This is a genomic window from Enterocloster sp. 210928-DFI.2.20 (assembly GCF_020554465.1).
In the GTDB taxonomy this organism is placed as follows: Bacteria; Bacillota; Clostridia; order Lachnospirales; family Lachnospiraceae; genus Enterocloster; species Enterocloster bolteae.
The window spans coordinates 545,081-561,584 of record NZ_JAJCHK010000001.1 but is presented as its reverse complement, the minus strand read 5'-3'; the positions used below and the strand labels follow the sequence as shown (position 1 = coordinate 561,584).

The following is a 16,504-nucleotide window of genomic DNA, read 5'->3' as shown; positions in this document are numbered from 1 at the left end:
CTGGTATACAAAAATCACCAGCTACTTTCTTCTGCATCGTCTGCTTGTTTCCCACCATTCATGTGCAGATTTACGGTATTGAAGGGGAGAAACGTCCATAATTGATTTAAATTGCCTTAAAAATGTGTTTACGCTGTCATAACCGCATCTCTCCGCTATCACTGCCACGCTATCACTACTATTTTCCAATAAACTGGCAGCCTCGCAGACCCTCACCGTATTGATGTACTTGTTTAAGTTGTATCCGCAATACTTGGTGAAATCCTTGCTGATGGTTGTTGGGTGAAGAAAAAATTTTTCACCCAGCATATTCAGGTTCAGCTCCTCATTAAAATGAACATCAATGTATTCCTTAATCTCCAGCATCCTGGCATTGGAAGGCGAGATACCCGACTCACTCCGCTCAAACCGGAAGACTCGAAACAGCAGCACTGCTATCTGGGTGATAATGGTCCGCTGAATCTGGGTACGGAAGGGCTTATGCACCTCGCCCTCCTCCTTTAAATAGCACAGCATATCGATCAGATGTCCAAACACCGCCCGGTCCACATTTTTATAATTTTGGACAAACACATCCGGCGGGGGCGTACCAAATACCTTCTGCAGGTCATGGTCCAAGATAATACTTCTATAGTAGGTTGGTTTGGCTGTGAAGCCGTATCTTGAAAACGGCAGCCTGTCAATCCGCCTCAGATGGTGTTCCATGGCACCTATGACCAGAATATCATAGGGCTCCACATGGTACTTCCTGCCTGAGATATAGTAGTCCGCAGCCCCGTCCTCCACCAGGAGAATCTCACTGGTATTATGGATGTGGTGCATCTCGTTCTTCTCATATTCACAGGTCCGTGAAATATTATAATTATCCTCACTGATTGCCCGGAAATGGTCCGGCTCATAGTAATCATTAATCTTAATCTCCATGTGGTAACTATAACATACCTGCTTCTATATGTCAAAAACGCAGCTCCCCGCACCTATTGGCATGCCACTGATAAACCTCAGCATTCCCCGGCTATTTATACTCTTATATTGTTATGACCAAATACTCCCCTGTCATCTGCAGCACCGCATATCTTGTTATCCCTCTATTGCGCCGCGTTTTTCTTAAGCATCCCCAGAATCACGCATCCGGCCGCTGCTCCCGCAACCACCGCAGCCAGATACATAAGGGGATTTCCAATGGTGGGAAGGACGAAGATACCTCCATGAGGCGCCCTGAGGGTGCAGCCAAATGCCATGGAAAGCCCTCCTGCAATCGCAGAACCGATGATACAGGAAGGAATCACGCGCAGCGGATCCTGGGCCGCAAAGGGAATGGCTCCCTCTGTGATAAAGGACAGGCCCATTATATAATTGACAATACCGGACTGGCGCTCCTTTTCCGTAAACTTGCTCTTAAAGAAAGTGGTGCACAGGGCAATGGCAATAGGAGGCACCATACCGCCTGCCATGACAGCGGCCATGACCTCAAAGTTGCCCTCTGCCAGCTGTGCGGTTCCGAACACATACGCTGCCTTGTTAAACGGACCGCCCATATCAATGGACATCATGCCGCCTAATACCATCCCCAGCACAATCCGGCTGGTGCCGCCCATTCCGTTCAGGAAGTGGGTGAGGCCATCGTTAATCATACCCATATATGGGTTGATGAATGTGGTTACCACTGCTGCCAGGAAGATACCGATAACCGGATAGAGAAGCACCGGCTTGATGCCTTCCAGCGACTTTGGCAGCTTTGAGAAAAGCTTCCTTAAGCCCACCACAATATATCCGCCTACAAAACCTGCAAACAGAGCGCCCAGAAATCCTGCGTTCACATCGCCGCCTGCCGGGTTGGCAAAGGTGGATCCCATCTTGGCAATCAGTCCTGCCACCAGGCCCACTGCCAGGCCGGGACGGTCCGCGATACTCATGGCGATGAAGCCGGCCAGGATAGGAAGCATCATTCCGAATGCCTGCTCGCCCACGGTCTTAAGATAGGCTGCCAGAGGCGTATTCTTACCGAAGTTGGCCGGATTGATGGAATAATCGTCAAACAGGAATGCCAGGGCGATCAGGATACCTCCGCCGATAACAAAGGGAAGCATGTGGGATACGCCGTTCATCAGGTGCTTGTATATGGTCCTCCCAATGCTGTCATTGCCTTCCGACACGGACTCTCCTCCCGCGGCTCCTGTGTGATGGTATACCGGCACCGTGCCGTCCACAGCCCGTTTGATCAGTTCCTCGGCCTTGTGGATGCCGTCGGCCACAGGGACCATGATAACAGGCTTTCCGTCAAATCTGGCCATCTCCACGTTCTTATCCGCTGCAATGATAATGGCATCCGCCGCTGCAATTTCTTCCCTTGTGAGCACATTCTGGGCTCCGCCGGAACCGTCGGTCTCAGCTTTCAGGGCAATTCCCAGCTTCTTTCCCGTATTCTCCAGGTTCTCAGCCGCCATGTAGGTGTGGGCAATGCCGGTGGGACAGGCCGTAACCGCCAGAACACGGTAACCGGAGGAGGCGCCTGCTTCTGCATCCGCCTTTGCATCCTTGGCCGCCTCTCCCTCAGGCGCTCCAAAACGCTCTGTCTCTGCCTCATCTATGATGCGTAAAAATTCATCCTTATCCGCTGCCCCCATAAGCCCTTCCTTGAATCCGGGATTCATAAGCAGGGTTGACAGGCGGGATAATGCCTCCAGGTGTACGTCTGCTCCCTCAGCAGGCGCCGCAATCATAAACAGAAGGTTGGCCAGGGAGCCGTCAAACGCGTCGTAATCAACGCCCTCTGGAACCACCATGGCCGCCAGTCCGGGCTCCTTTACCGCCTCTACCTTTGCGTGCGGAATGGCAATTCCCTCACCGATGGCCGTGCTGCCCAGGGCTTCTCTTGCCAGTATGCCCTCCTTATATCCGGCGGTGTCCTTAAGCCTTCCTCCGGCATCCATCAGGGATACCAGCCTGTCCACGGCCTCCTCCTTATCTGAAACCTTTACGCCCAGTTCAATACTCTCTTTTTTTAATAACTCTGTAATCCGCATAAATGCGCCCCTCCTAACCGGTTAAAGTGTGTTTAAGAGTCTCATAATTTCATCTTTTGTTCCAATTCCGTCGGAAAATGCCGTCGCGCCGCCGCAGGCTGTTCCCAGCTTCAAAGCGTATGCATAATCCCCTTTTTCCAGGTATCCGGCTATGAATCCTGCCACCATGGAATCCCCTGCCCCAACAGAATTCTTTACCGTTCCCCTGGCAGCCTGCCGGCGGTGTACACTGCCGTCCTCTGCTACCAGTATGGCTCCGTTTCCTGCCATGGATACCAGCACATTCACCGCTCCCTGTTCCTTAAGCTTCCTGGCATGGAGAATGATTTCCTCCTCTGTCTCAAGCTCCAGCCCAAACATCTGTCCCAGCTCATGATTATTGGGTTTAATGAGGAACGGACGGTACTTTAAAACCTTCAGGAGCAAATCCTTCTCCGCATCCACTACCATGCGGATTCCCCTGCCGTCCAGGCGTTCCATGATTCTCTGGTAGATGTCACTGTCAATGGCAGCCGGTATGCTTCCGGAAAGGACCAGCACATCCTCCTTTTTTAGATAGGAAAGCTTCTCAAAAAGCTGGTCCACATCGCCGGCTGTAATCTCCGGTCCCATGCCGTTGATCTCACTTTCCTGGTCGGACTTCAGCTTTACATTAATACGGGACATGCCCTTCTCCACCTGGATAAAATCTGAATCAAATCCCAGGCTCCTGACTCCCCGCTCTATCTCCCGGCCCGTAAAACCGGCAATGAATCCCAGAGCCGTACTCCTGTATCCCAGGTTTGCCAAAAGCGCTGAAACATTGATGCCCTTGCCTCCGTAAAAGATGTTTTCCCTGATGGTCCGGTTTACACTTCCCAATGCAAAATGTTCTACTTTAACCACATAGTCCAGTGCCGGATTAAATGTTACCGTGTAAATCATATATCTCCGCACCTCCTTTTTATGAAATTTTATTTCTTATGTTGTCTCTATCATAATACGATGCTATATTTTCGTCAATAGTATTTTATAAGAAAATTTGTTTCATACATTTTTTTGTCGCAATATACAAACAGACGGCCTGTTTCCGTAAAAAGCCGTCTGTTTTTTGTGCATTATTTTCTATTTTATCGTTAGTACTGCCCCGCGTAAATAACAGCGAAACACGGTTCCATTATTTCTTATCCGGCGATATGGCTTTTTCATGACGCCGTATATGCTCCATGGACCCCTTCATACCAGCCCGGAGCAGAAGGTAAAGTATCTCCATCACTGCCGTGGCCGTCACCCTGGAAAACCAGAACTCCTCTGTCAGCAGCTTTTCCCTGGTGGCGGTGACAATCTTGTAATCACATATCCTGGCCAAGGGCGAATTTCCATTATTGGTAATGAGAATGACCGTGCATCCGTTTTCCTTTGCCCCCTCTGCCAGGGTCTGAAGACGCTTGGAGCTTCCTGAATTGGATATGACCATAACCACATCCTCCTGGCCCAGGTTAAAGGTATAGGCAGTCTGGGTTTCCCATATATCCCCTGCCACAGCCGGTATTCCCAGCTGGTTGAATTTGAAGGCGCCGTCCAGAGCCACGGGAATGGTATTGCCCACGGCTGCCAGCTGCACCATTCGGGCATGCTCCAGCCTGTCCAGAATATGTTCCAGATTGGCCGGGTCCATCATGTTCACGGTCTCCGTCAGCTCAGCCACCTTGTTAGCCAGTATATTCTGAAGAGACTGCCGCAGATCGCCGCGGTCAATGTCATTGGACACATTCCGGTCCATTTGTTCTTCTTCCAGCACCTCCCTGGCCAATGCCAGCTTCAGGCTGTGGAATCCTTTGAAGCCGCACCGCCTGCAAAACCGGGATACGGTGGCGTCGCTGGTCCCGCTGGCCCTGGCCAGCTCGCCCACCGTCATATCCACCACTTCCGCCTTATGCTCCATCATGTAATCCGCTATCTTTTTCTCTGCTTCAAAAAATTCGTCATAGGAGGAGCAGATGACTCCCAATGCGCTTCGTGTCTCTCCCATATCATATTCCGCCTGTCTCATGTAAATTTATTTCATGGTCTAAATATAGCACACAAAACTTAAAAATAAAAGTTGTTTTTCGTCATATATTATAATGCTTTATGAAACTTTATTAACTTTTCGTTACTCCCCTTGTTTTTCCTTTTTTACTGTGCTATAATCTCTAAACGTTAACATATTATTAACAATTTGTTTATATTTAGCCGCATATTATCAGGTCTTCAAATGTGAGAAAGAGGCTGGTATCATGAAAAATATTATAACATTTCTTTCCAAGTACAAACATGCATGGCTGCTGTGTTACGGCTTCATTTATCTTCCATGGTTCTGTTACCTGGAAAAGACAGTCACCCGTCATTACCATGTAATGCATGTTGCCCTGGACGACTTCATACCCTTCAACGAATATTTTATTATTCCCTACATGATGTGGTTTTTATACGTGGCAGGAACCATAGTTTTCTTCCTTTTCCGTAATAAGGAAGACTATTACAGAATTTGTACCTTCCTGTTCTCAGGTATGACCATCAGCCTGATTATCTGTACCTTTTTCCACAACGGAACAGATTTCAGACCGGCCATTGACCCGGGTAAGAATATATTTTCCGGCATGGTCGCCGCCCTGTACCAGACGGATACGCCTACCAATGTATTCCCCAGCATCCATGTGTACAACTCCATCGGCACCCACATCGCCATCATGAAGAGCGAGTCCTTTAAGAAATATCCCTGGGTGCGGGCCGGTTCAGCCATCCTTATGGTTTCCATCTGCCTGTCTACCGTATTCTTGAAACAGCATTCGGTTATCGACATGGTGGGAGCAGCTATCATGGCTTATGTGATTTACGGGATCGTCTACGGATACAACTGGTCTGCCGAAGACAAGAAGGTCACCCAGAAGGCGCTCAGTTAAAAGGCCGGAATTTAGATGTTTGGAAATTAAATGTTTGGAAATCAAATGTTCGCAAAATCAAATGTTCGCAAAATCAAAACCGCTGTATGTCAGTCATTCTGCAAACTGGCATACAGCGGTTCTTTTATCCCTATGCTTTTTATTTCTATACTTCTGTTACCATATCTCCCCTACCGCTCCTCTTTATCCTTTGGCAGCAGCAGGTTCAGGAGAATGGAAACAACTGCCGCTATGACCACAGGCGTTTTTGCAAACACCACGGTCATCCAGGAGGGAAAACCGCAGAGCGCATCGGATGCCTGGGTAACCCCTGCTCCAAGAGCCACCGCTATACCAACGATAAAGCCGCTTCTCACCGACAGGCCGGTATTGAATATCATGCGGATTCCGGTCACTGTGATGGCGGCAAACACAGTCAGGGTAGCTCCGCCCAGCACGCACTGGGGAACACTGGTGAGAAAGGCGGAAAACTTTGGCAGTATTCCCGCAATCCCCAATATAATGGCTGCCAGAGCAGCGACCCAGCGGTTCACCACCTTGGTGGTGGTGACAATCCCCACATTCTGGCTGAAGGTCACATTGGGAAGTCCCCCAAAAAAGGCTCCTATGATATTGCTCAGCCCGAATCCCAGAATACCGCCCCGCAGCTCCTTATCCGTGGCTTCCCTGTCCATTCCGCCCATGGTGGTGGCTGTCACATCCCCCATGGCCTGCAGGGAATTGATGGCAAACAGCAGACCGATTGCCACACAGGATGAAACTTCAAATTCAATTCCAAAATGCATTATCTTTGGAAGGGCAAATATGCCTGCATGTCCCACAGCGCTGAAATCAACCATTCCAAACCCAAGGGCAACGCCGTATCCAACGATAATTCCGATAAGTACAGAAGCCAGCTTTATGATTCCCCTGCCATAATTATTACAGACTATGACCACAGTCAGGGTAAGTGCTGCCGCCAGCCAGTTCTGCCAGGAACCATAGGACTCACTGCCCTGTCCTCCTGCCATATAGCGAATGGCAATGGGGTATAGGGACAAGCCGATGCACAGGATGACAATACCTATAATCAGCGGCGGAAACAGTGACTTGATCTTGTTGTAGGACAGACCTACCAGTACTGCCACGATTCCGCCTACAATCTCTGCCCCGAAGATGGTGGCTATACCGTAGCCCTCCACAATGGTGGACATGCTTGTGACATAGGCAAATCCAACCCCGACAATCAACGGCAGTCCCGCTCCAAACTGAAGGCTGCCTTTCCTGAATCCGACTGGGAATACCTGCAAAAGGGTGGCCAAAGCAGATACCACAAGAGCCGCCTGGACAATGATGACCTTATCTTCCCCGCTTAAACCGGCCACACCCGCAATGATGATGGCAGGGGTCACACATCCCACTATCATCGCCACAATGTGTTGGAAAGCCAGGGGAAGCGCCTGTCCCAAAGGCGGCATCCCGCCGTTCAGTTCAAAAACTGATTCTTTTTTGTGTTTGCCTTCTTTCATTTTACCTCCTTTTCATATAAAAAGGTCCTATGAAAGCAAACAGAAAGACAGCCTGATTATAGCTATTTTTCCATTATACGTTCCATAGAACCACTTTTTTGTTTGTATATATGAATAATTTTTTGACGTTTTATTTATATCTTATTGTAAAATAATACCACAATGTTAAATGGTTGTCAATCTTTGTTGGTGAAAATATCAAAGAAAAACTCCGAAAAACAATCTTCTCAACCACATAAACGCAGCAAAAAATCCGCAGTCCTCCTGTCCAACAGGATTTCCGCGGATTTTTCACTTGATTTTTTACCTGAGTATCGGATTGACAAATTTCGCTTGGACTTACTGCCCCTTTGAAAAAGGATTCAGCATTTTGCTTACCACTTCCGCCTCAGACGGGCCTTCAAACAGGGTGCTTCCCTGGTCCTTGGCTGGTATGCTGTCCACCCTGGAGCCGTCAATTCCGCCCCTCATCTCTACTTCATGCTTATAGTCAGCCAGGTATTTTTCGATGGCGCTGATTTTGTCCTCAGGCGCCTCCATACCTTCCTTAGATAGTCCCATGATGTCCATGACCGTATCCAGCTCACTGGCATCCCAGTCCTTAAGAACTGTGTTTGCGAGAAACTGAATCCGCTCCCTGATTGAATTGCACTTCAGAAATTCTTTTACCATTTTTAAGACCTCCAAACATATGGAAATTTCTTGATACCGGCTATACTATACTACTTCGTTAAAAAGATGTCAATTAAAACCGTAAAATTTCTGCGTTATTTTATATCCCAGAATCAAAAGTTCCCTTCCGCCCTTGCCGGGAAGGTTGCAGCCCTGTCCCAGAAAGCCCATTCTGAGCCGCAGGTAAAGGGGCAGATTCTGCTTTTTCAGGTACTGCCACAGCTCTTTCTTTTTCTCCAGGTTTTCCTCTGTTCCGGATTTGATAGCCAGGACAGAACAAATGGTCATCATGATTTCCAGGTATTGTATCATGTAGTGGCGCAGCTTCCTGCTGCTTATCTTCATAGCATCATAATAACCTAACATCAGCTTGGTGACCCGAATCTGCTGGTCAATGCGGCCAATCATCACCTCTTCGTTGACGGACTGGTCCTGCCTTCCGATGTAATAGCGGTAGAAATTCACATCCAGGTAATAGATATGCTTCACATGAGGCAGGGGCTGGTACACAAAAATATTATCCACATAAAAGGTATGTTTGGGAAGCTCCAGCCCGCACTGGATCAGCAGACCTGTCCTGTAAATAACAGAGTGCATCAGTATATACTGCCCTGTCATGAAAAACTTCACGTCATTCCATCCAAATACCTTGTCCTTTGGAAATGCCGTGTGGTATTTCATCACCTTTTTCCTTCTGGCCCCTTCCTTCTCATAGACAAAGTTGGTAACCAGCATGTCCAGGGTCTCTCCCCCGTATACAAAGCGCCTCAGGGTATCAAGAACCTGTACATATGCCTCCTCATTGACCCAGTCGTCGCTGTCCACCACCTTAAAGAAAATGCCTGTGGCATTTTTAAGTCCTGTGTTCACCGCTTCCCCATGCCCGCCGTTTTCCTGGTGGATGGCACGGCAGATAGTGGGATATTCCCGGGCATACCGGTCAGCAATTTCTCCTGTCCTGTCTTTGGCGGATCCGTCATCCACAATGATGATTTCCACTTCCTCCCCGCCCGTAAGCAGGGTGTTGATACAGTGCTCCATATAGCTTTCCGAGTTATAACAGGGGATTGCCACAGTCAATAACTTCACCTTTCTACCTCCTCATTATGAGTACTTAGCCAAACGCTGCCAGGGCTGCCAGATTGGCGGCCCCGTGCATCAATACTGCCATGGGATACTTGCGGTATTCGCTGCCTTCATAGCCCCATGCCAGCACCATTCCCAAAAGGAATGCGTATGTGCCTTGAATCCAGTTTCCATGATATATCCCAAAGGCCAGGGAGGATATGACCGCCGCCGGAAGAAAGGCCATGAAACGCCTCAGCCATCCGTACAGAACCAGGCGGAAGGCTCCTTCCTCCAGAATGGGAGCCAGGACCAATGTCATCCACAGCAGTTCCGCTCTCCGGTATATGGCCGGAATCATGGCCTGCTCATAAGATGATAAGAGACTGCCGGGCCACGGTATAACATTCACCAGCAGATTGCCGGCCAGTGCCGCCGCCGCTGCCGCCAGTACACGCTTCTGCCACCCTGGGGGCAGAACCTGTTTTCCATCCCTCATACGCTTCCTGTCCTTCTATTCTTATTCTGCTGACAGTATAGCATGGCTCCCCGGGTTTTGCCACCATCTTTTTACTCTTTCCATTGCATTTTTTCCCATATTACCCTATAATAAACTTAATTTATATGACAATTTTAAAGACAAGCGAGGTACGGATTATGGCGAAAAAACGCATCGTAATGGCCATCGGCCACAAAGATATGGGAACCAATCTTCCTGAACAAAAGGCAGCTGTGGCGAGAACCGCCAAAATCATCGCTGATTTCATCCAGGAGGGATGGCAGGTAGCCATTGTACACAGCAACGCTCCCCAGGTAGGCATGATTCACACAGCCATGAATGAATTCGGCAAACAGCATGACGGTTATAGCCAGGCTCCCATGTCTGTCTGCTCCGCCATGAGCCAGGGTTATATCGGATACGATCTTCAGAACGGAATCAGAGCTGAACTCATTAAGAGAGGCATTTACAAACCTGTAAGCACTGTATTGACCCAGGTGACAGTGGACCCATACGATGAGGCCTTCTATACCCCCGTCAAAGTCATCGGGCGTGTGATGTCCAAGGAGGAAGCGGACGCCGAGGAAGCAAAGGGCAACCATGTAACAGAAGTGGAGGGCGGTTACCGCAGAATCGTAGCATCTCCCCATCCTGTTGCCATTGTGGAGATCGATGCCGTCAAGGCTCTTATGGACGCAGACCAGATTGTCATTGCCTGCGGAGGAGGCGGCATTCCTGTCATGGAACAGGGCTATAACTTAAGGGGCGCCAGCGCCATCATTGAGAAGGACCTTGCCACCGGACTGCTGGCCAAGGAGATCGATGCTGATGTGATGATGATACTCACCAGCGTGGATAATGTTACCTTAAACTACGGCACGCCCCAGGAACAGCCCATCAGCCACATGACCATAGACCAGGCCAGGGATTATATCAGCCAGGGCCAGTTTGAATTCGCCTCCATGCTGCCAAAGGTATCTGCCTCCATTGATTTCCTGGAGAGCGGAAAAGGCAGGAAGGCCATCATCACCACCCTGGATAAGGCAAAGGACAGTCTGAAAGGCCATGCAGGCACGGTAATTGAATAAAAACTTTGATTTAAGCGCTTTGATTTCCATAGGAAAACAGTAAAAAATCCACTAACCCCAAGTATTTTCCAAGGGTTAATGGATTTTTTTATATACCTTTTATGCTTCTGCCAGCACCCGCTCCGTTATATAGCTGACCATCTCATCCTTTTTCATCCCCAGAGACAGGGCCAGTTCGGAATACAGATTATCCTCCGCTGTCTTAAAATACCGCTCGTCCAAATCCGTCATCTTCTTTCCCTGCTCCAAGCGGTCCTTTCTGCGCAGGTACAATGCTTTTATCATGCTGATCCACACCCGGCAGTCACAGGTCTTAAGGGCTTCCTTATACCGTTCCTCCCGCTGTTTATCATTGGTCACCTCCATCTCCTTCACATCCGAGATTTTGTCAATCAGTTCAAGGGCCTCTTCTTTGGAAAGAAGCGGCCTGGTTATGGTTTTCTCCGAATCCACAGGCGTCACAATTTTACTGTCTTGCTGATAATAGGGACGGAGTACATAATACAGCCGGTCCTTTGGACCATCAGGTCTGTCGATTGTGATAATATCCATCACCTCGCAGACGCCCCTGATGCCGTATATGATATACTGACCTTTCTGATACATAATTTTACCGCCTACTTCCCTTATTTTATAATACTTATATTGTATCACTAAAAGGGTGTCGATGTCAGAAGTTTTTTGGCGCCGCCTCAAATTTTGTAAAATATATACCATGGTGCCGCCTGGTTATTTGTATACAATAACCAGTTCATTGTTCTTTGCAGGCTCCTGTCCGGTGTCAGTCCTCCTCTGCTTCCACCACAGCCAGTATTTCGGTGGCGCTGCCCCCCGGAAGCTCATTGGCTCCAATGGCAAGTCTTGCCGCGATTCCCGCTTCTCCATATAAATCCCGGAACAGCCGGCTGGCCCCGTCTATGACCTGCGGCTGATTTCCAAATCCCTTGGCGCAGCGCACATAGCTGATAATCTGTACAAACTGTTTTACTTTATCCAAATCGCCCAGTTCCGCCTTCAGAACAGACAGAATATTAAGAGCGCATATTTGGGCGGACCTCTGGCCATCCTCTATGGTCAAATCCTCCCCCACAACGCCCACCACCTGGCGCACTCCATGGATGTCCGGCGTCTGACCGGCAATATAAATCAGATTCCCCACTCTTCTTGACGGTGCATACAATCCGTTGGGCTTTGGCAGCTCAGGAAGTTCAAGTCCCATTTCCCGCAATTTCTGTTCTACTTTCATAACCTTCTCCTTATCATTTTTATATTTTCTGCATTCTTTATGCAAAGGCGCCGCATACAGCAGACGAACCACCATACCCAGCGCCTTCGGCACAAGCCATTTCGTTAAACACGTTCTTCTCTATGATTTCCTTTTCATTGCCTTACGCATTCTTTACCGTGGCAATGTCAATCAGGGTCAGCTCCTTGGCCCGGTTTTCCAGGCTGGTTACCAGCGCATTGGCCGTATCCAGGGAGGTCAGGACATTGACGCCTGTCTCGATGGCATTGCGGCGGATGATGAAACCGTCATGGCTGCGCTCTGCGCCCTGGGCCGGAATGTCGATGATCAGGTCAATCTGATGTCCCAGTACCAGGTCCAGGATGTTGGGAGATTCCTGCTCCAGCTTGCGGATTTCGTAAGCCTTTACACCGTTCTTATTCAGTGTCCGTGCAGTACCCCTGGTGGCAAATATCTGATATCCCACAGCAGCAAACCTGCGGGCAATATCCACGGCCTCCTCCTGGTCGCTGTGGCGCACGGACATAATCATTTTCTTGTATTTTGGAAGACGGATTCCCGCTCCCTCAAATGCTTTATAGAGCGCTTCATTAAACGTCTTTGCAATGCCCAGACACTCGCCGGTGGACTTCATCTCAGGCCCAAGGCTGATGTCAGCGCCCCGAATCTTCTCAAAGGAGAACACAGGCATCTTGATGGCTATATAATCAGCTGCGGGCTGCAATCCCGGTTTATAGCCCAGCTCCCGGATGGTATGGCCGCAGATAATCCGGGTTGCCAGCGGCACGATGGGGATGCCGGTAACCTTGCTGATATAGGGAACCGTCCGCGAGGAACGGGGATTCACCTCGATGATGTATACGTCGTCACCGTCCACAATGAACTGAATATTAATCATGCCCTTTACGTGGAGGGCTCTTGCCAGCTTCTCAGTGTAGTCCACTATGGTGTCGATATTGTGCTGGGTGATGTCCTGGGCCGGATACACGGAGATACTGTCGCCGGAGTGGATACCGGTACGCTCTATATGCTGCATGATACCGGGAATCAGAATGTCGGTGCCGTCACAGATGGCATCCACCTCTATTTCCTTGCCCATGATATACTTGTCAACCAGAATCGGATGCTCCTGGGCTATCTGGTTGATAATGCCGATGAATTCGTCGATATCCTCATCGCTTATGGCAATCTGCATACCCTGTCCGCCCAGCACGTAGGATGGCCTCACCAGCACCGGATATCCAAGCTTATGGGCTGCTTCCTTTGCCTCCTCGGCCGTAAATACAGTATGTCCTGCGGGCCTTGGGATATTGCACTGCTCCAGGATGGCGTCAAAGCGCTCCCTGTCCTCTGCCGCGTCCACATCCTCTGCAGCCGTACCCAGAATGGGAACTCCCATCTTCATCAGGGCTTCCGTCAGCTTGATGGCTGTCTGTCCGCCGAACTGCACCACTGCGCCGTCCGGCTTCTCAATATCCACGATGCTCTCCACATCCTCCGGGGTAAGGGGTTCAAAATACAGCTTATCCGCAATATCAAAGTCCGTGCTGACGGTCTCCGGATTATTGTTGACAATAATGGTCTCGTAGCCTTCCCTGCTGAATGCCCAGGTACTGTGGACAGAACAGAAGTCAAATTCAATTCCCTGTCCAATACGGATTGGGCCGGAACCCAGAACAAGCACCTTCCTGCGCCCGGTGGTCTGCTCGGCCTCGTTAAGACCTCCGAAGCAGGAATAATAGTAAGGTGTCTCGGCCGCAAACTCAGCGGCGCAGGTGTCCACCATCTTATAAACCGCGCGGATACCGTTGTCATAGCGCAGCTTCTTTATATCCTCCTGGGAGGTTCCCGTAAGCCTTGCAATTACATTGTCGGGATACTCGATTCTCTTGGCCTCTGCCAGAAGCTCTGCCGTCAGACTCTTTTCTCCTGCGCCCACTGCCTTCAGGGCGTCCTCCATCTCCACCAGAATGGCCAGCTTGTCAATAAACCAGAAATCAATTTTAGTGATGTCGTGTATCTGCTCATAGGTGAATCCGCGGCGCAGCGCCTCTGCAATTCTCCAGATGCGCATGTCATCCACCCTGTTTAATTCTTCTTCCAGTGTTTCGTCGGAAAGGTCCGTAAAATCATAGGACAGCAGGCAGTCCACATGCTGTTCCAGAGAACGGATGGCCTTCATGAGAGCGCCTTCAAAATTGGTGCAGATACTCATGACCTCTCCTGTGGCCTTCATCTGGGTGCCCAGGGTGCGCTTTGCGCTGATGAATTTGTCAAAGGGCAGCCTTGGCATCTTTACCACGCAGTAGTCCAGCATGGGCTCAAAGCTGGCATATGTTTTCTTTGTAACCGCATTTCTGATTTCGTCCAGGGTATATCCCAGGGCGATCTTGGCAGCCACCTTGGCGATGGGGTATCCCGTTGCCTTGCTTGCCAGGGCCGATGAACGGCTTACACGGGGATTTACCTCGATAACACAGTACTCAAAGCTGTCCGGATTCAGGGCGTACTGCACGTTGCAGCCGCCGGTGATTCCCAGCTCGCTGATGATGTTGAGGGCAGAGGTACGGAGCATCTGATACTCCTTGTCCCCCAGGGTCTGGGATGGAGCCACCACAATGCTGTCTCCTGTATGGACGCCCACAGGGTCAATGTTCTCCATATTACAAACCGTGATTACATTGCCTGCGCCGTCGCGCATCACCTCGTACTCGATTTCCTTCCATCCGGCGATGCAGCGCTCCACCAGCACCTGTCCCACACGGGAAAGGCGCAGTCCGTTTTCCAGTATTTCAGCGCACTGTTCAGGATTGGCGGCAATACCGCCGCCGGAACCGCCCAGAGTGTATGCGGGACGAAGCACTACAGGATAGCCGATTTTTTCGGCAATCTCCAGACCATGCTTTACATCCTCCACAATATCAGAGGGAGCCACAGGCTCACCGATTTTCTCCATGGTCTCCTTGAACATCTCGCGGTCCTCAGCCTTCTTGATGGTCAGGGCCGTGGTGCCGATCAAGCGCACATTGTGTTCTTTAAAGAAACCTGCATCCTCCAGCTCCATGGCCAGGTTAAGACCTGCCTGTCCGCCCAGGGTGGGCAGCACGCTGTCCGGCTTCTCTTTTAATATAAGCTGCTCCACCACTTCCACGGTAAGAGGCTCGATATAGACGCGGTCTGCGATGTCCTTGTCTGTCATGATGGTTGCCGGGTTGGAGTTGAGAAGCACAACCTCAATTCCCTCTTCCTTCAGGGAACGGCAGGCCTGGGTGCCTGCGTAATCGAATTCTGCCGCCTGTCCGATGATAATGGGGCCGGATCCAAGCACCAGTACTTTTTTGATATCAGGATTCTTTGGCATCAGTCATTCACCTCCATCATTTTAAGGAAACGGTCAAAGAGGTAACCGGAATCCAGGGGTCCGGGGCATGCTTCCGGATGGTACTGCACCGTGAAGATATTCTTGCCCACATACTTTAAACCCTCGTTGGTGCTGTCATTTACATTGACAAATGCGGGGACTGCCACTGTCGGGTCCAGATTGTCCGTATCCACCACATAGCCATGGTTCTGGGAAGAAATATATACTCTTCCTGTCTCCAAATCCTTCACAGGATGGTTTCCGCCTCTGTGTCCGTATTTTAATTTATGGGTATCCATGCCGTTGGCCAGGGCCATGAGCTGGTGTCCCAGACAGATGGCAAAGATAGGCACATCTGATTCATAAAGCTTTTTCACTTCCCGTATGATGGCTGTATTTTCCTTTGGATCCCCGGGGCCGTTGCTGAGCATGATGCCGTCAGGTTTTCCTGCCAGCACTTTTTCTGCGGGTGTGTCAGCCGGATAAACCGTTACCTCACATCCCCTCTGGTTCAGGGAACGGGCAATGTTTCTCTTGGCGCCGTAGTCCAGAAGGGCAACCTTTTTACCGTTTCCGGGAAGGACGTATGTTTCCTTAGTGGTGGTCTTAAGCACCACGCCTGTGACGGTATACTCCTTCATGCGCTTAATGGGCTCGCTAAAATCGGTATATTCCTTTGTAGTAATCATACCGTTCATGGTGCCTTTTTCTCTTAATATTTTGGTAAGGGCTCTTGTATCGATACCGCAGATACCGGGAATGTCGTGTTCTTTTAAGAAGTTTTGAATGGTATCCTCGCTTCTGAAATTGCTGGGGATTCTTGATAATTCTCTTACAATATAGCCATCCGGCCAGGGCTTTGCTGACTCCATGTCCTTATGGCAGATTCCATAATTGCCAATAAGGGGATATGTCATGACAACGGCCTGTCCTGCATAGGACGGATCGGTCAGCACTTCCAGATAACCGGTCATTGACGTGTTAAACACGATTTCACTGATGACTTCACGTTCAGAACCAATGCTGGTCCCGGTGAACACAGTTCCATCTTCCAGTATGAGGTATGCTTTCATATGGGGGTACCTGTCCTTTCTTATGTGTTTGCTTAAGGGCCA

Annotated in this window: 14 protein-coding genes; 2 read left to right on the top strand and 12 right to left on the bottom strand. The window is 49.7% G+C overall.

Annotated features, from left to right (window positions below):
• Positions 1-21: 21 nt before the first annotated feature.
• The 4 genes from LI015_RS02535 to LI015_RS02520 form a co-directional block, all read right to left on the bottom strand.
• Positions 22-924: a helix-turn-helix transcriptional regulator gene (locus LI015_RS02535; protein ID WP_002565305.1), complete on the bottom strand. Its 903-nt coding sequence runs from the start codon at positions 922-924 to the stop codon at positions 22-24.
• 164 nt (positions 925-1,088) lie between these two features.
• Positions 1,089-3,026 (bottom strand): PTS fructose transporter subunit IIABC, encoded by a 1,938-nt coding sequence (locus tag LI015_RS02530; RefSeq protein ID WP_227123997.1) that lies wholly within the window; start codon positions 3,024-3,026, stop codon positions 1,089-1,091.
• A 21-nt stretch (positions 3,027-3,047) separates the two neighbouring features.
• The gene (gene pfkB, locus LI015_RS02525; protein ID WP_002571890.1) at positions 3,048-3,950 is read right to left on the bottom strand and encodes a 1-phosphofructokinase; all 903 of its coding nucleotides are present in this window, start codon (positions 3,948-3,950) and stop codon (positions 3,048-3,050) included.
• 232 nt (positions 3,951-4,182) lie between these two features.
• Entirely contained in the window at positions 4,183-5,037 is an 855-nt protein-coding gene (locus tag LI015_RS02520) for a MurR/RpiR family transcriptional regulator (protein WP_002565308.1), read from the bottom strand.
• A 247-nt stretch (positions 5,038-5,284) separates the two neighbouring features.
• Here LI015_RS02520 and LI015_RS02515 point away from each other — a divergent pair, with 247 nt between their 5' ends.
• Complete coding sequence (locus LI015_RS02515) at positions 5,285-5,950, top strand: phosphatase PAP2 family protein (protein WP_002565309.1); 666 nt, start codon at positions 5,285-5,287, stop codon at positions 5,948-5,950.
• A 170-nt stretch (positions 5,951-6,120) separates the two neighbouring features.
• Here LI015_RS02515 and LI015_RS02510 read toward each other — a convergent pair whose 3' ends face one another.
• From LI015_RS02510 to LI015_RS02495, 4 genes are all read right to left on the bottom strand, one after another.
• Entirely contained in the window at positions 6,121-7,458 is a 1,338-nt protein-coding gene (locus LI015_RS02510) for a uracil-xanthine permease family protein (protein WP_227123995.1), read from the bottom strand.
• A gap of 339 nt (positions 7,459-7,797) precedes the next feature.
• Positions 7,798-8,130, bottom strand: coding sequence for a hypothetical protein (locus tag LI015_RS02505; RefSeq protein ID WP_002571888.1), 333 nt, complete (start codon positions 8,128-8,130; stop codon positions 7,798-7,800).
• Between the two features lie 69 nt (positions 8,131-8,199).
• Entirely contained in the window at positions 8,200-9,219 is a 1,020-nt protein-coding gene (locus tag LI015_RS02500) for a glycosyltransferase family 2 protein (protein ID WP_002565319.1), read from the bottom strand.
• Between the two features lie 25 nt (positions 9,220-9,244).
• On the bottom strand, positions 9,245-9,694 hold the full coding sequence (locus LI015_RS02495; RefSeq protein ID WP_002565320.1) for a CPBP family intramembrane glutamic endopeptidase: 450 nt from the start codon (positions 9,692-9,694) through the stop codon (positions 9,245-9,247).
• A 158-nt stretch (positions 9,695-9,852) separates the two neighbouring features.
• Between LI015_RS02495 and arcC the strand changes: the two genes are divergently transcribed.
• Positions 9,853-10,782 (top strand): carbamate kinase, encoded by a 930-nt coding sequence (gene arcC, locus LI015_RS02490; protein WP_002565321.1) that lies wholly within the window; start codon positions 9,853-9,855, stop codon positions 10,780-10,782.
• Between the two features lie 99 nt (positions 10,783-10,881).
• Here arcC and LI015_RS02485 read toward each other — a convergent pair whose 3' ends face one another.
• The 4 genes from LI015_RS02485 to LI015_RS02470 all read right to left on the bottom strand — a co-directional run bounded on the left by LI015_RS02485 (position 10,882) and on the right by LI015_RS02470 (position 16,462).
• A complete protein-coding gene (locus LI015_RS02485; RefSeq protein WP_118017772.1) occupies positions 10,882-11,499 on the bottom strand; it encodes a CarD family transcriptional regulator in 618 nt (205 codons plus the stop codon).
• 64 nt (positions 11,500-11,563) lie between these two features.
• Positions 11,564-12,028: a RidA family protein gene (locus tag LI015_RS02480; protein ID WP_054354530.1), complete on the bottom strand. Its 465-nt coding sequence runs from the start codon at positions 12,026-12,028 to the stop codon at positions 11,564-11,566.
• 142 nt (positions 12,029-12,170) lie between these two features.
• Positions 12,171-15,389 (bottom strand): carbamoyl-phosphate synthase large subunit, encoded by a 3,219-nt coding sequence (gene carB, locus LI015_RS02475; protein WP_227123993.1) that lies wholly within the window; start codon positions 15,387-15,389, stop codon positions 12,171-12,173.
• On the bottom strand, positions 15,389-16,462 hold the full coding sequence (locus LI015_RS02470; protein WP_002565325.1) for a carbamoyl phosphate synthase small subunit: 1,074 nt from the start codon (positions 16,460-16,462) through the stop codon (positions 15,389-15,391). The genes carB and LI015_RS02470 overlap by 1 nt, the downstream gene beginning before the upstream one ends.
• Positions 16,463-16,504: the final 42 nt, after the last annotated feature.

What these genes read in the sequence shown, in the direction of transcription:
- LI015_RS02470 (WP_002565325.1), bottom strand. Translation starts at nt 16,462, where the DNA reads ATGAAAGCATACCTCATACTGGAAGATGGAACTGTGTTCACCGGGACC.
- carB (WP_227123993.1), bottom strand. Translation starts at nt 15,389, where the DNA reads ATGCCAAAGAATCCTGATATCAAAAAAGTACTGGTGCTTGGATCCGGC.
- LI015_RS02535 (WP_002565305.1), bottom strand. Translation starts at nt 924, where the DNA reads ATGGAGATTAAGATTAATGATTACTATGAGCCGGACCATTTCCGGGCA.
- LI015_RS02505 (WP_002571888.1), bottom strand. Translation starts at nt 8,130, where the DNA reads ATGGTAAAAGAATTTCTGAAGTGCAATTCAATCAGGGAGCGGATTCAG.
- LI015_RS02530 (WP_227123997.1), bottom strand. Translation starts at nt 3,026, where the DNA reads ATGCGGATTACAGAGTTATTAAAAAAAGAGAGTATTGAACTGGGCGTA.
- pfkB (WP_002571890.1), bottom strand. Translation starts at nt 3,950, where the DNA reads ATGATTTACACGGTAACATTTAATCCGGCACTGGACTATGTGGTTAAA.
- LI015_RS02515 (WP_002565309.1), top strand. Translation starts at nt 5,285, where the DNA reads ATGAAAAATATTATAACATTTCTTTCCAAGTACAAACATGCATGGCTG.
- LI015_RS02510 (WP_227123995.1), bottom strand. Translation starts at nt 7,458, where the DNA reads ATGAAAGAAGGCAAACACAAAAAAGAATCAGTTTTTGAACTGAACGGC.
- LI015_RS02480 (WP_054354530.1), bottom strand. Translation starts at nt 12,028, where the DNA reads ATGAAAGTAGAACAGAAATTGCGGGAAATGGGACTTGAACTTCCTGAG.
- LI015_RS02495 (WP_002565320.1), bottom strand. Translation starts at nt 9,694, where the DNA reads ATGAGGGATGGAAAACAGGTTCTGCCCCCAGGGTGGCAGAAGCGTGTA.
- LI015_RS02520 (WP_002565308.1), bottom strand. Translation starts at nt 5,037, where the DNA reads ATGGGAGAGACACGAAGCGCATTGGGAGTCATCTGCTCCTCCTATGAC.
- arcC (WP_002565321.1), top strand. Translation starts at nt 9,853, where the DNA reads ATGGCGAAAAAACGCATCGTAATGGCCATCGGCCACAAAGATATGGGA.
- LI015_RS02485 (WP_118017772.1), bottom strand. Translation starts at nt 11,499, where the DNA reads ATGGTATATATTTTACAAAATTTGAGGCGGCGCCAAAAAACTTCTGAC.